The organism is Actinoplanes utahensis, assembly GCF_016862455.1.
Lineage (GTDB): Bacteria > Actinomycetota > Actinomycetes > Mycobacteriales > Micromonosporaceae > Actinoplanes > Actinoplanes utahensis.
Genome location: NZ_BOMZ01000040.1, coordinates 93,625 through 107,507, shown reverse-complemented (window position 1 = coordinate 107,507; position 13,883 = coordinate 93,625). Strand labels below are relative to the sequence as shown.

Here is a 13,883-nt window from a genome sequence, read left to right as displayed (position 1 = left end):
GGCGGGCTGGCGGGCTGGCGGGCTGGCGGGCTGGCGGGCTGGCGGGCTGGCGGGCTGGCGGGCTGGCGGGCTGGCGGGCTGGCGGGCCGATGGTGGGGCCGGGCGGGTCGGAGTCCGGGTATGTGCGGGGCGGGATCTGGGCTGGGATGGGTACGGGGCGGGACTGCTCCGGGTCGAACGGAGAGTTGAGGCGGGCATGGGGATCCTGAACGAGCGGGCGGCCGAGGAGTTCATCGCGGCGGGCGCGTTCACGCCGGGGGTGCCCGGCTTCGTGGGAATCGCGGTCGATCTGCTGGTGGATCCGGCCTGTGCGCCCGCCGGGCGGCGGCCGTTGCGGCACGGATTCCTGGACACCCGGTCGCCGCGGATCCTGGTGGTGAGCGGGCCGCCGTCGCCGGGGCTGGAGGTGGCGTTACGGCGGATGGGCGACGACCTGGCCGCGTCGGGCCGGATCGTCGAGCAGCATCGGCTCACCGTGGTTCCGCAGGCCACCGGGACGGTGCACCCGCAGGCGCCGGTGTCGGCGATCGGTACGGCCACTGCCGGCATCCGGGTGGGCCTGGAGGCCGGGCTCGACGACGACGGGCCGCTCGGGCTTCCCCGGCGCTGGTGGCTCGCGCACATGCTCACGCCGGTGCTCGCGGCCGCGTTCGCGAACTCGCCGCTGCGGCACGGGCGCCCGACCGGTTGGCGCAGCGTACGGCAGGCACTCCGCCGGGATCTGGCGACGGCTCACGCGGTCGAGGATCCGCGGGCGGCCTGGACGGCGTACGTGATGGACACCCCCGGCAGCACCGGCGCCTCGCCGCGGCAGCGGATCCGCACCGCCGGCCAGATCACCCGCGCCGAACTCGAACGGCACCTGGCCGGTCTGCGCCCGCCGGTGGCCGCCCGCGGCCATCTGGAACTCGACGTCGCCGACCGTCAGCCCGGCAACGACTGGCGGATCCCGGCCACGGTCGCCGCGGTGCTCCTCGACGACCCGCGCGCCGCCGAGGAGGCGGAGGCGGCCACCGACCGTCTCACCGGCGAACCGGCGCTGTGGGAACGCGCGGCCCGGGACGCGCTCACCGACCCGGTGCTGGCCGCGGCGGCGCGGGACTGCTTCCTGGCCGCTTACGGCGCCCTCGCCCGCCAGGGCGTCTCCCGCGAGTTGCGCGACGCGGTGGCTGACTTCACCGAGCGGTACGTGTACCGCGGTCGCTGCCCCGCCGACGACATCCTGGACCGCGCCACCGCCCACCAATAACCACCCACATCACCTGCCACCGCACTCCCCCGATCGCCGCACCCTACGGATCGTCGGCGCCCACGACAGCCGGCCGGCCGTGGAGTGCTGTCATCACCCGGCTGGTCGTGGAGTGCTGTCATACAGCAGGCGAGACAGCACCCAAGACCAGCCGGATAGACCATCCGCCCAGCGCCCGCCTCGCGGTCTCGCGGTCTCGCGGTCTCGCGGTCTCGCGGTCTCGCGGTCTCGCGGGCTGGCCGGGCTGGCCGGGCTGGCCGGGCTGGCCGGGCTGGCCGGGCTGGCGTTTACAAACCTCGCGCCGCGATCTTGGACGATTTGCCATCGAATTCGGTGGTCTATCGTCCAAGATCGGGACGGCGTGACGTCCGGCGCCTCGGCAACAGAGCAGAAGACTCGAACGACGAGGTGGATCGATCAAGATCGCCGCACGGCGCCCGGGGACGAGCCCTCCTTCTGCGGGCGTGACGGAGAAGGCCTGGCGAACCGGGGAGAAGACCCACCGGCCCGCTCCCATCTCATACGTGACGTTGAAAAGGAGGGGACCATACGTCGCCAGTAGGCGGACGAGGTTTCCTTTCACCGCGCTCGGTCGAGATCTTGGGAGCTTGTGGCGGCGCGGCGGGCGCAAGCCTCCAAGATCGACACGATGGAGACGAGAGGGCGAGCAGGGTCACTGCCATCTCGGAGTCGGCGAGACAGGCCTGACAGCCAGCCGGACGGAACCCGGCGCCGGGCTGCGGGCCCGTCAACAGACAGTCCCGAACGGCACAGACGACGGCCGGCCGGGAGATGAATCGCCACCAAGACCGGGCCGGACGAACGCACAGGCCAGCGCGCGAGCCGCGGGCGAACGCACAGGCCAGCGCGCGAGCCGCGGGCGAACGCACAGGCCAGCGCGCAAGCCGCGCGCGAACGGGGCAACTGTACGGCGCGGAGGCGTACGCGCGATCGAACCGCGAGGTGAAGGCGAGCCGCAGGACGGGGAGCCGCCGGGCCGATCGAGCGGCACGGCCGCAGCGCGCGGTGCGAGCCGGCCACAGCGCGCGGCGATCAAGCGGCAGCGGAACGGGCCGGCACAAGCCGATCAAACGGCGGCGGAACGCGTCGGTGCGGGCGATCAAGCGGCAGCGGAACGCGCCGGCACAAGCCGATCAAGCGGCGGCGGAACGCGCCGGCGCGGCCGGCAGCGACCGGGCCGGGGCGGCCGGGCGCGAGGCGTGCGTGGCGTGGAACGGGGTGGGATGCGCCGCGGACGCGGGATGCGCCGCGGGCCCGGGGAGGGCGCGGGTCGCTTCGGTGGCGAAGAGTTGTGCGGCGGCGATCGCGGACAGGACCGTGGCGTGGCGTTCGCCCGGTTGGACGCGGCGGGCGGCGGCGAGGCGCTCGCGGGCCTGCAGCATCCGTTCGATGCAGTCGTCGAGCAGCCTGAGCATGTCGTCGTGCACGTGGGTCCCTCCAGCTTCGCGAGGTGAAGAGGTCGGATGAGTGGCATCCAGCGTAGGGCGCGGAACGCCCCGAAAGGGCACACTCCGGTTACCAACTGTCGAGGGGTTGTTTACGGCGGGTTTCTCGAGAATCGGCCCACGCCCTGCTCCTCAACACCACAGAATCAACTTGAGCTGGTCTTTCAACTAGGAGGTTGACAGTCCGGCGCGACGGGTCTACGTTGGCTTTAAACCAAGAGGTTGAAATGAGGTACGGATGTCAGCCGACACGATGTCGAAGGTCTTCGCCGCTCTCGCCGATCCGACGCGGCTCGACATGGTGGACCGGCTGGCCGGCGGGGACGCGACGGTCAATCAGATCGCCGAGCCCTATCAGATGTCACTGCAGGCGGTCTACAAGCATCTGCGCGTGCTGGAGGACGCCGGCCTGGTGAGCCGCCCGCCGGGACCGCAGCCACGCGTGGTGCGCCTGGAGACGGAGGCGTTCGACCGGATGGACGCGTGGATCGAGGGTTACCGCCGGCGGGCCGAGGAGCGTTACAGCCGCCTCGACCGGGTGCTGGCGCGCATCGACGAGAAGGACCGACCGACGAGAGGGGAAAAGTCATGAGCACGATCACCGAGGCACGCATCGAGGCCGACCCGAAACTGCCGATCATTCGACTGACCAGGGATTTCGCCGCCACTCCGGAGCAGTTGCTCCGGGCGCACACCGACCCGGAGCTGTTCGCGCTCTGGGTCGGGCCGGACTCGCTCACCAACGAGATCGACTACTGGGACGCGCGGGACGGCGGCAGCTGGCGGTACGTGTCGCGCCGTGGCGACGAGGAGTACGCGTTCCGCGGCTGCTTCCACCGGGTCGGGCCGGACCGGATCGTGCAGACGTTCACGTTCGAGGGCCAGCCGGACGGGGTCGCGCTGGAGACACTGTGGTTCGAGGACCTCGGGGACGGCCGGACCCGGCTGCACGCCCAGTCGCTGGTGGACAGTTTCGAGGGCCGGGACGCCTGGCTTCAGAGTGGCATGGAGGTCGGCGTCAACGAGGGGTACGCCCGGCTGGAGAAGCTGGCGGCCGAGGGCCGGATCTGAGCGTGCCGGTCCTGTGCCTCGTGCCGGGCCAGGACCGCCCGCACGTCGAGCAGCCGGTCGGCCTGTTCCCGGAGTCCGGGGTCGCGGCCCCAGGCGGGTGCGGTGCGCAGCCGGCCGAGATCCCCGTCCACGTCACGCACGGTGATGCGGAGCGGGTTCGGCGCCGGATCGACGCGCTGGTTCAGGTACCCGAGGATGCGGCGGAGCACGATTTCTCCCTGTGACGGCGCTGGCGCACTTCATACCCGATCAGCGCCGGATGACACGAGCCGGCCGCCGGGGATACACAGGATCGTTATGACGGGCGGACGGACCTCGATGGATCATCGAGCCCGTCCGCCCGTACACCTCAATCGGTCTTGACGGTGAAGAGCTGGTCGAAGACCGCTTCCCGATCGAAGGCCAAGGCGTGCGCCCGCGCCCGGATCTCGAGGTCACGCCGTTGTTCGGCGGACATGTCGAGGACCACCCGGTCGACCGCGCCGGCGATGGCCTGCACGTCACCGGCCTCGACGATCACCGCGGTGCCGCCGACCGCCTCGCCGACGCCGCCGGTCGTGGTGGTGATGATCGGGCCGCCGCCGGCGAGGGCCTTCTCGGCCAGGGCGATGCCGAACGTCTCGACGAAGTCCGGCTCCGGCTTGGTGGGCAGCGCGTACGCCGCGCACCCGGCCATCAGCAGCGGTTTCTCGTCGTCGTCCACGTCGGTCAGGAAGATGATCCGGTCGTCGTCCCTCGCCATCGCCCGCACGTGCTCGAGCGCCGGCCCGGTCCCCGCGACGACCAGTTTCACGTCGTCCCGGCACCGCATCTGGCCGTACGCGGCGACCAGGTCGTAGACGCCCTTGGCGCGGGCCACCCGGGACAGGAACAGGATGTATCCGTCCCTCTTCAGGCCGCGACGGGCCAGAGCCGCGTCCACGGCGGCGGGCTCGAGATCCAGGAACGCCGACGCGTCGATCGGCGGGTAACTCACCGTGACCCGGGACCGGCACTGGTCGGCGAACGTGGTGCCGCAGTGCGCGTCCACCTCTTGCGCGGAGGCGATGATCTCGTCGCGGGTGTACTCGGAGACCGCCACCACCTCGTCGCTGGCCAGGAACGTGGTGAGCAGCACGGTCGCCGCCCCGAACCGTCCCTCGCGCAGGCAGGACCGGATGACGTTGGTGACGTCGGAGCCGACCGCCTTGGCGATGGTGTGCACGTCCGGGGCGAACCCGGCGGCGCGGGCGGCGGTGACCGCGTCGTTGATCACCTGGGTGTGCGGCACCAGGTACATCGACAGGCAGACCGTGGGCACCGGCTCGCTGAGCAGCTCGACCAGCCGGCCGGTGAGCCCGGCCAGGTGCCGGCCGTCCGGGACCCGGTAGTCGCCGACCGCCTCGGGCCGTTCGACGGTGATGCCGGGGCTGTACGGCAGAAGCCGGTCCAGGGGTTTGAGCGGCAGGCCGGCCGCCTGGAGCGCCGGTACCGGCCAGGTGAGCAGCCGGACGTCGTCGAAGCCGCGGGTGAGCGCGACTTCGGCGAGGTTGCGGGCCTCCCCGGAGTGTCCGCAGATGACCGGGTCCGCGCGGACCGCGATGACGAGTCGGCGGGTGGGTCGGCTCATCGTGTTTCCTTAGGGTGGGAATCGGAGAGGGATGGCGGCCGGATCCCGTGTCCCCAGGTGGAGGGTTCGGGGCCGAGCCGCAGGTGCAGCCGTCCGCCGTGATGGACGTCGGCGGCTGACAGGTGGGTGCCGTGCAGGGGCCTCCCGTTGAGGGTCGCGGATTGCACGTACTGGGGCGCCGGGTCGCGGTCCACGCCGTCGACGCCGATCGGGCCGTCCCGGTGGCCGCTGGTCTCGATGACGAACTCGCCGCCCTCGACCCGCAACGCGGCCCGTTCGAAGGCGGGCGTGTTGACCAGGAACAGGTTCTGGCCGGCGACCGGGAACAGCCCGAGGGAGGCCCAGACGTACCAGGCGCTCAGGCCGCCGGAGTCGTCGTTGCCGGGCAGCCCGCCGGGGCCGGTGCCGAACTGCCAGGTCAGCGCCGAGTTGATCACTTCGGCGGTACGGTCCGGGCGGCCCGCGTAATGGTAGGCCCAGGGCACTTCCATGTCGGGTTCGTTGTTGAGGCCCTCGAACCGGTTCAGGGCGTAGCCGGCGGCCATCTCGGCCGGGTCGGGGCAGCGGCCGGGCTGCCGCACCGGGGCGGCGCCGTAGCCGAAGAACCGGTCCAGCATCGCCACGAACGCCCGGTCGCCGCCGGCCAGCTCGATCCGGCCGCGCATGTCGTGCAGCAGCCGGAACGAGTAGTTCCACTTGCCGCCCTCGTAGAACTCCGAGTCGCGCAGCAGGCCGGTGGCCGGGTCGAAGGCGTTCACCCAGTCCCGGCTGCGCCGGTCCAGGTCGTCGGCGAGGCGGTGGTCGCCCAGGGCGCGGGCGACGGTGGCGGTGCAGTGGTGGGCGTACGACAGGTCGAGGGTGTGCGTGATCGGGTGCACCACGCCGTGCTCCCAGAAGTCCTCGCCGTACAAGCGCCGCAGGTCGTCGACCATGTGCACGAGCGCCCAGGTCCAGTCGATGCCGGGCCGGTTCAGCGCGTGCGCGTCCGCCAGGGCGGTGTGCGCGAGGGCGCTGGCCTGGCGGAAGAACCGGTCGGCGCCGCGGGCCATCCGGTAGCCGATCGGAAAGTTGCCCTCCTCCTCGCACACCCGGATCAGTGATTCGAGCAGGGCGCCGTAGCGGTCCGGGGCGATCGCGGACAGCAGCGGCATCTGCGTCTTGTAGATGTCCCACATGGTGCAGATGTCGAAGGCGTACGGGCCGGGGCCGGGCCAGTTCGGGCTCTCGTCGTCGGCGATGCACGGCTTGATCAGCGAGTGGTACAGGGCGGTCGCCATCACCGTGCGGCGGGCCGGGGTGCCGCCGTCGACCTGGACCCGGCCGAGGTGGTCGCGCCAGCTCGCCCGGGTGCGGGCGCGGACCGCCTCGAACGCGGGCGTCCCGGTGCCGCATGCGGAGTGCAGGTTCTCCCGGGCCTGGTCGCAGCCGCGCAGTGAGAAGCCCATCCGCACCTCGATGGTCTGCCCGGCGCGGGCCGGGCCCATGAAGAGCATGCCGAACGGGCGCAGCGTGGTGTGCCGGATGCTGTCGAAGTCCAGCCGGGTGCCACCGGCGATGAGCCGCCGGTCGTACCAGAGCATCTGCCGCCAGCCGGGACTGTCCACCTCGAGGTAGACCGAGAGCGGGATGCCCTCCATCACCACGGTGCCCTGCGCCCGGCCGTGGCCCATGCTCTCGGCCTGGGCGCGCAGCGGCACGGTCCGGCCCAGGTCGATGGCGAGGCCGCCGCAGGACAGGTCGATGACGACGCGGGCGCTGTGGTGGTCGGGGAAGGTGTAGCGGTGGACCGCGACCTTCTCCCCCACGGTGATCTCGCAGCGCACCCCGGTGTCCAGGTTCGCCGCGTAGTAGCCGGGTTCGGCCCGCTCGTCCTCCAGCGACCAGGACTGGCCCAGGTCGTCGAGCGGCTGGGTCATCGGGGTCACGCGGACGTAGTTGTAGTACTTGCGGATGGCCCCGGTGCCGGACTGCTGGAAGTGCGTGAACCCGGAGGCCTTCAGCCGGTCGAACATCTCCTCCGGCACGCCCTCGGTGTTCTTGGCGTATCGGCCGTAGCCGGTCGGGTAGGCCCCCGAGTAGGGGCAGGCGGAGACCATGCCGAGGGGTGAGGTGGCGCCCGGGTGGGTGTTGCCCACCTGCGGTTTCGGCCACCACCAGGTAGCGGCGAGACCGTCTGCGCGAGGCAGATCGGTGGCCGCGGTGCCGATGAAGGGATCAACGTTGTCGAGGATGGCCGGACTCTAACCGGCCACTGTTGTCCCCCTGGTTTCGTCCAGGTGAACTCCCCCGGAGGAGGCGGCCCGCAGCATCCGGTCGAACTCGGCCGCGGGCAGCGGCCGGCTGAAGAAGTAGCCCTGCACGGCCGGGCATCCGGCGGCGCGCAGCGCCTCCCAGTCGGCGCGCTCCTCGACGCCCTCGGCGATGGTGGACATGCTCAGCGACCGGGCCAGCCACAGCACGGCCTGGATGATCGACGCCTTGCGCGGGTCCTCGGCCAGCCCGGCCACGAACGAGCGGTCCAGCTTGACGATGTCGGCCGGCAGCGACTTGAGCCAGGTCAGCGAGCTGTACCCGGTGCCGAAGTCGTCGAGGGCGATGCGCACACCCAGCTGCTTGAGCGAGGTGAGCCGCTCGGAGACGTCGACGGTCGACGTGAGCAGCGCGGTCTCGGTGATCTCCAGGACGATCCGGGACGGGTCGAACCCGGGCAGGCCGGCGAGGACACCGGCGACCATCGGCGCGAAGTCCGGTTCGGCGAGCTGCCGCGGGCTGACGTTGACCGAGACGTACCCGAGCCGGTCCGACCAGTGCAGCAGGTGCTCGACGGCGGACCGTAGCACGTGCTCGCCGAGCGGCACGATCAGGCCGGTCTCCTCGGCGGCGCCGATGAAGTGGTACGGGCTGAGGATCTCCCCCTCCGGGGTGCGCATCCGGACCAGCGCCTCGGCGCCGCTGATCTGCCCGGTCACGGTGGAGACCACCGGCTGGAACCACAGCGGCAGCGTCACCCGCGGGTCGCCGGCCAGGGCACGGCGCAGCCGGCCCTCGGCGGCGATCTTCTCCTGTACGGGCACCCGCAGCTCGTCGGTGTACACCTGGATCCGGTTGCCGCCGGCGCGCTTGGCCGCGTACATGGCGGTGTCCGCGGCGAGCACCACGTCGTCGGCGGGCACCGGCCCGAACGCGGTGGTGACCCCGACGCTCACCGACACCGGCAGCTCGGAGCCTCCGACGGAGAGCGGCTCGGCCAGCGAGGCGAGGATGCCGTTGCCGACCCGCAGGCCGGTGCCGGACGGCCCGGACAGCGCGGCGATGAACTCGTCACCGCCGAGCCGGGCCACCAGGGCGCCGGGCGGGACGACCCCGGCGAGGCGCCGGGCGAGCCCGCGCAGCACGTCGTCGCCGCTGCCGTGCCCGGACCCGTCGTTGATCGACTTGAACCGGTCGACGTCCAGGTAGATCACGCTGACCGGCTGGGCGCTGGCGGTCAGCAGCTCGGCGAGGTCGTGCTCGAACGCCTTGCGCGACAGCAGCCCGGTGAGCGAGTCGTGGCGGACCTGCTGGCGCAGCTCGGCCTCGTGGTCGCGGACCGCGGTGACGTCCAGGCAGTGCACGAAGATCATCCGCAGCTCGCCGTCGCGGCCGTACAGGCCGGTGGCGTGGGTCTGCGCCCAGATCAGCGAGCCGTCGTCGGTGCGCCGGTACTGCCGCGTCACGGTGACCGGCTCGTGCGATGCGGTGAGCATCCGGCCCAGCTGCGGCTCGTCCGGGCCGGCCGGGGCCAGCGGCAGGTCGTGCAGCGAGAAGCCGTCGGGCAGCACGGCGGGCAGCCGCAGCCACTCGCGGTAGGCGGCGTTGGTACGGATCATCCGGCCGTCCGGGGTGTACATCGCCATCGGCACCGGGGTCTCGTCGAACGCCACCGACAGCTGCGCCCGGCTCTCGCTCAGGTGCTCCTCGGCGCGCTGCTCCTCGGTCTCGTTGAACCGCCAGGCGACCACCTGGAACGAGGCCGCGGCGAGCACCGCCACCCCGTGCAGCAGCGCCCAGGTCAGCGGGCTCTCCCGGGCCATGCCGTTGCCGAAGGTGTGCTCGATGCCGAAGGTGCCGAACCCGGCGTGGTGTGCGACGGTGGCGAGCAGGAAGCCGCCGAACGGCGTCCAGTCCCGGTAGAGGGCGAGCGCCGGGATGGCGATGAAGAACGCGAAGTGCGCCTCGGTCAGGCCGTGACAGAACGCCACGAACCCGGCGCAGGCCGCCGCGACGCCGAGCGCCACCGCCACCGAGCGCACCCGCCGGTTGCGCAGCACCGTGGCCGCGACCAGGCTGGTCAGCACCAGCGTGTCGGTGACCAGCAGTTCCGTCGCGTGTGCCCCGCTGAGCACGCCGAACACGGTGAGCAGCACCATGACGACGGCGAGCAGCACCGTCAGCAGCCGGTGCCGGCCCGCCCAGTCCTCGTCGCTGAGCCCTCGCCCGGCCGGAAGCCGGTCGCGGAGCCGCCTCGTCCACGTCGCCACGAACGCATCATCGGCGTGCGGAGGCCGGGTCCGCAGGGTCGGGTGGGTTGCTACTGGGGTGTGAGTGCCGCGCGCAGCCCGGCGGTCAGCCGGTCGATGTCCTCGCCGGTGCTGCCCAGGCCGAAGCTGACCCGCAGCAGCCCGGGCGTGCCGTCGCCGCAGGAGCCGGTCCGGTCCGCGCCGCTCAGGCGGCGGGTCAACGGGTGGGCGCAGAACTGCCCGGCCCGCACGCCGATGCCGTGCTCCCGGCCGAGCCGCTCGGCGACCTCGGCGGGGTCGTGGCCGGGCAGGGCGAGCGAGACGATGCCGACCCGCGGGTGGTCCGGGCCGAACAGGCTGACCTCGGCAGCCGCCGGCACGGTCGCCAGGCCGGCCCGGAGCCGGGCCAGGAGGTGCTGCTCGTGATCGTGCAGCGCGGTCCGGTCGGCGGCGAGCAGGGCCTCGCAGACGGCGGCCAAGGCGACGGCGCCGAGCAGGTTCGGGGTGCCGCCCTCGTGCCGGGCGGCCCCGGTGGCCCAGGTCAGGTCGCCGGGACGGTCACCGACGGCGGTGACGGCGCCGCCACCGGCGAGGTACGGGGCCGCCGCGTCCAGCCAGTCCGCGCGGCCGGCGAGGACCCCGGCGCCGAACGGGGCGTACAGCTTGTGGCCGGAGAACGCCACGTAGTCGGCGCCGAGGTCGCCGAGGTCGATCGGCCGGTGTGGGGCGAGCTGGGCGGCGTCGACGACGACCCGGGCGCCGTGGGCGTGGGCGATGTCGGCCAGCTCCCGGACCGGCCACACCTCGCCGGTGACGTTGCTCGCCCCGGTGACGGTGAGGACGACCGGGCCGGTGATCGTCGCCAGCGCCGCCCGCAGCGCGTCGCCGAGGGCGGACGGGGACGCGGGGACGGGCAGCCGGACCGGGTTCGGCCAGGGCAGCAGGTTGGCGTGGTGCTCGCCGTCGAACTGGACGGTCGTGGTGCCCGGCGGCAACGCCCGGGCCAGCAGGTTGAGCGCGTCGGTGGTGTTCCGGGTGAAGATCACGGTGTCGCCGGGGCGGGCGCCGGTGAACTCGGCGACCACGTCGCGGGCCAGCTCGTACGCGACCGTGGAGCTCCGGGAACGGATGCCGGCGCCGCGGTGGACGCTGCCGTACCGCGGCAGCAGGTCCTGGATCGCGTCGGCGGCCGCCTGCACGCACGGGGCCGAGGCGGCGTAGTCGAGGTGCGCGAAGCGGACGGCCTCGCCGGACGGGAGCTCGACCTTGAGGTCGTCGCCGATGACGGACAGAGATGGCATGACCGCGCCTCCACGGGTTCGCCGTTTGCCGTCGCCGGTCGGCGACGGCCCGGTCCTCACCCGGGGCACCCCGTCGCGAACGGAAGGGTTGCCGGCCAGCGAGCCGGGGCTTCGCGCTGGCGCTCATGACCTGCAACGGAACGTAGCAGATGTCACGCCCCACGCCAATATCCCACGCAAAGAGTAGGGATTAGAGTCGAGTGCATGACGATCTCGTTCCAGGACCGGTGGGACCAGTGGCACGCCGAGCACGAGAAGCGGCGCGCCGACCCGAACGGCTTCCTCGCCATCACCGGCCTGCACTGGCTCACCGGGACCCCGCAGCGTCTCGAGGGCGCGCCCGGCGAGTGGAGCACCGGGCCGCAGGGCGTCACCGTCGCCCTCGCCGACGGCGAGTCGCTGACCGTGGACGGCGCGGAGATCACCGGCACGCACACGTTCGCGCCGCTCCCCGAACGCGCCGACCGCACCGTCGGATACGGCGACGCGAAGATCGAGATCGCGCGGCGTGGTGGTTTCGACGTGGTCCGGCCCCGGCACCCGGACAACCCGGTGCTGACCGGCTACTCCGGCACGCCCGCCTATCCCGCCGACGAGAAGTGGGTGGTGACCGGGGTCTACCGGGCATTCGACGAGCCGCAGCCGACGACCGTGGGCTCGGTGGCGGAGGGCATCGAGCACGTCTACGAGTCGCCGGGCCGGATCGACTTCACCCTCGGCGGGTCGCGGCAGTCGCTGATCGCGTTCAACGGCGGCACCCCGGGGTCGTTGTCCGTGCTGTTCACCGACGCGACGTCCGGGCTGACCACGTACGCGGCGAACCGGAGCCTGGCCGTCGCGCCGCCCGCCGAGGACGGCACGGTCACCCTCGACTTCAACCGGGCGACGAACCTGCCGTGCGCGTACACCGAGTTCGCCACCTGCCCGCTGCCGCCCACCGGCAACCGCCTGACCGTCGCGATCGAGGCGGGAGAGCAGATCCCGCGGTAGATTCCGTCGATGGACGAGCTGGCGGAACTCATCGCGATCCGCTCGACCGCGGACCGGCCGGACGAGCTGCGGCGTGCGCTCGCCCTGCTGCTCACGGTCGTCGGCCCCGGTGTCGGGGTACGCCGCTTCGAGTCCCGTGGCAAGCCCAGCGTCCTCGTGACCGTTCCCGGCCGCGAGGACGAGACGCCGCGGGTAGTCCTCAACGCCCACCTCGACGTCGTCCCCGGCGAGCCGCACCAGTTCACCGCGCGGCTCGACGGCGACCGTCTCTACGGCCGCGGCGCCCACGACATGAAGGCCGCCGCCCTGGTCATGACCGGGGTGTTCCGGGACCTGGCGCCCCGGCTGCCGTACCCGATCGCCCTGCAGCTGGTCACCGACGAGGAGGTGGGCGGCTTCGACGGCACCGGGCACCAGGTGGAGCAGGGGGTCCGGGCCGATTTCGTGATCATCGGCGAGCAGAGCGGCCTGCGGGTGGTGACCGAGTCGAAGGGCATTCTGCGGGCCCGGCTGTCCGCGACCGGCCGGACCGCGCACGCCGCCTACCCGTGGCTCGGCTCGAACGCGCTGCTCACCGTGACCGGCGCGATCGGCCGGCTGCTGGACCGCCACCCGGTGCCGGCGGCCGAGGAATGGACGACGACCGTGAACGTGGCCCGCATCGACACCCCGAACCAGGCCGCCAACGTGGTGCCCGCGCAGGCCGCGGCGCTGCTGGACATCCGGTTCCCGCCGTCGGATCCGGATCTGGCCGGGCGCGGCCCCGAGGAGGTGGCCGCCCATCTGCGCGAGGTCGCCGGGCCGGGGGTCGAGGTGACGGTCGAAGGGCTCGGGGCGCCGCATCACGCCGACCCGGACAGCGCCGCCGTGCGGCTCCTGCGGCAGTCGGCGCGGGCCGTGGGGTTCGACGGGGCGCTGCTACGCAAGCACGGGACGGCGGACGGGCGGTTCTACTCCGCCGTGGGGGTGGATGCGGTGATCTTCGGGCCGGGAGGCGACGGGCAGCACGGGCCGGAGGAGTACGTCGATCTGCGCACGCTCACCCCGTACCGCCGGGCGCTCGCCGGGTTTCTAGAGGGCCTTCAGTGAATGCTCGACCCGCGCCGCCGCGGCCCGCAGGTAGGGACGGCGGTCGGCGCCCACCCTCGCGTTCCACGAGCAGGGGCCCTGCCGCAGCAGCATCTCCTCGTACCGCGTCTCGGTGTCGACGCGCAGACCGGTCGGGCCGACGGTCTGATCGGCGTAGGTGAGGGCGTCGGCCGTCAGGGTGCGCTCGTCCGGGAAGGCGGCCATCTCGGTGGCCAGGCCGCGGGCGGCGGCGACGAACCGGGCGCCGGAGTGGTACGCGACGAGACCGGCGATCCGGGCCGGCCAGCCCTCGGCGCTCAGGTGCACGGCGCCGTCGAGGGGGTGGAAACCGGTCAGCGCGATCGGAGCGGCGTACCCGATGTCGTGCAGCCAGGCGGCGGCGACCAGCACGTCCGGGTCGAGGCCGAGCCGGTCGGCGAGCTCGGCGGCCCGCTCGGCCACGCCCGCGGTGTGGCGCCAGCGGTTGCCGCTGTCGCCGATCAGCGACTCGGCGACCCGGCGGGCCAGCTCGGCACGGGTGAGGGTGAGCACGGCGGTCATCTGCGGATGCTACGTCGCCGCAGGTTAACGCCGGATGGACCGCTGATGGCCGCTGCCCGAAACCACATC

General features: G+C 72.8%; 12 protein-coding genes and 1 riboswitch. Of the genes, 5 read left to right on the top strand and 7 right to left on the bottom strand.

Annotation, left to right across the window (positions count from 1 at the left end):
* Nucleotides 1-196: 196 nt before the first annotated feature.
* Nucleotides 197-1,249: a glutamate-cysteine ligase family protein gene (locus tag Aut01nite_RS14970; RefSeq protein ID WP_052163365.1), complete on the top strand. Its 1,053-nt coding sequence runs from the start codon at nucleotides 197-199 to the stop codon at nucleotides 1,247-1,249.
* A gap of 1,154 nt (nucleotides 1,250-2,403) precedes the next feature.
* Here Aut01nite_RS14970 and Aut01nite_RS14965 read toward each other — a convergent pair.
* Nucleotides 2,404-2,697, bottom strand: coding sequence for a hypothetical protein (locus Aut01nite_RS14965; protein ID WP_043523484.1), 294 nt, complete (start codon nucleotides 2,695-2,697; stop codon nucleotides 2,404-2,406).
* A 256-nt stretch (nucleotides 2,698-2,953) separates the two neighbouring features.
* Here Aut01nite_RS14965 and Aut01nite_RS14960 point away from each other — a divergent pair, with 256 nt between their 5' ends.
* On the top strand, nucleotides 2,954-3,307 hold the full coding sequence (locus Aut01nite_RS14960) for an ArsR/SmtB family transcription factor (protein WP_043523483.1): 354 nt from the start codon (nucleotides 2,954-2,956) through the stop codon (nucleotides 3,305-3,307).
* A complete protein-coding gene (locus Aut01nite_RS14955) occupies nucleotides 3,304-3,786 on the top strand; it encodes an SRPBCC family protein (protein WP_043523482.1) in 483 nt (160 codons plus the stop codon). Before Aut01nite_RS14960 ends, Aut01nite_RS14955 begins: the two co-directional genes overlap by 4 nt.
* Here the strand turns inward: Aut01nite_RS14955 and Aut01nite_RS14950 are convergent.
* The 5 genes from Aut01nite_RS14950 to Aut01nite_RS14930 form a co-directional block, all read right to left on the bottom strand.
* Entirely contained in the window at nucleotides 3,711-3,995 is a 285-nt protein-coding gene (locus Aut01nite_RS14950) for a hypothetical protein (protein ID WP_152628545.1), read from the bottom strand. The two genes, Aut01nite_RS14955 and Aut01nite_RS14950, sit on opposite strands and share 76 nt — an antisense overlap.
* 140 nt (nucleotides 3,996-4,135) lie before the next feature.
* The gene (locus Aut01nite_RS14945; protein WP_043523480.1) at nucleotides 4,136-5,395 is read right to left on the bottom strand and encodes a glycosyltransferase; all 1,260 of its coding nucleotides are present in this window, start codon (nucleotides 5,393-5,395) and stop codon (nucleotides 4,136-4,138) included.
* The gene (locus tag Aut01nite_RS14940; RefSeq protein WP_268871690.1) at nucleotides 5,392-7,602 is read right to left on the bottom strand and encodes a GH92 family glycosyl hydrolase; all 2,211 of its coding nucleotides are present in this window, start codon (nucleotides 7,600-7,602) and stop codon (nucleotides 5,392-5,394) included. The genes Aut01nite_RS14945 and Aut01nite_RS14940 overlap by 4 nt, the downstream gene beginning before the upstream one ends.
* A 33-nt stretch (nucleotides 7,603-7,635) precedes the next feature.
* Nucleotides 7,636-9,915: a putative bifunctional diguanylate cyclase/phosphodiesterase gene (locus Aut01nite_RS14935; protein ID WP_043523478.1), complete on the bottom strand. Its 2,280-nt coding sequence runs from the start codon at nucleotides 9,913-9,915 to the stop codon at nucleotides 7,636-7,638.
* Between the two features lie 50 nt (nucleotides 9,916-9,965).
* Nucleotides 9,966-11,195 carry an aminotransferase class V-fold PLP-dependent enzyme gene (locus Aut01nite_RS14930; RefSeq protein ID WP_043523477.1) on the bottom strand — a complete coding sequence of 410 codons (1,230 nt, stop codon included), beginning with the start codon at nucleotides 11,193-11,195 and terminating at the stop codon, nucleotides 9,966-9,968.
* A gap of 16 nt (nucleotides 11,196-11,211) precedes the next feature.
* Nucleotides 11,212-11,326: riboswitch (SAM riboswitch) on the bottom strand.
* Between the two features lie 73 nt (nucleotides 11,327-11,399).
* Here Aut01nite_RS14930 and Aut01nite_RS14925 point away from each other — a divergent pair.
* Nucleotides 11,400-12,185: a DUF1684 domain-containing protein gene (locus tag Aut01nite_RS14925; protein WP_043523476.1), complete on the top strand. Its 786-nt coding sequence runs from the start codon at nucleotides 11,400-11,402 to the stop codon at nucleotides 12,183-12,185.
* A gap of 9 nt (nucleotides 12,186-12,194) precedes the next feature.
* Nucleotides 12,195-13,274, top strand: coding sequence for a M20 family metallopeptidase (locus Aut01nite_RS14920; protein WP_043523475.1), 1,080 nt, complete (start codon nucleotides 12,195-12,197; stop codon nucleotides 13,272-13,274).
* Here the strand turns inward: Aut01nite_RS14920 and Aut01nite_RS14915 are convergent.
* On the bottom strand, nucleotides 13,257-13,814 hold the full coding sequence (locus tag Aut01nite_RS14915) for an HD domain-containing protein (RefSeq protein WP_052163364.1): 558 nt from the start codon (nucleotides 13,812-13,814) through the stop codon (nucleotides 13,257-13,259). The genes Aut01nite_RS14920 and Aut01nite_RS14915 overlap by 18 nt on opposite strands.
* Nucleotides 13,815-13,883 lie beyond the last annotated feature (69 nt).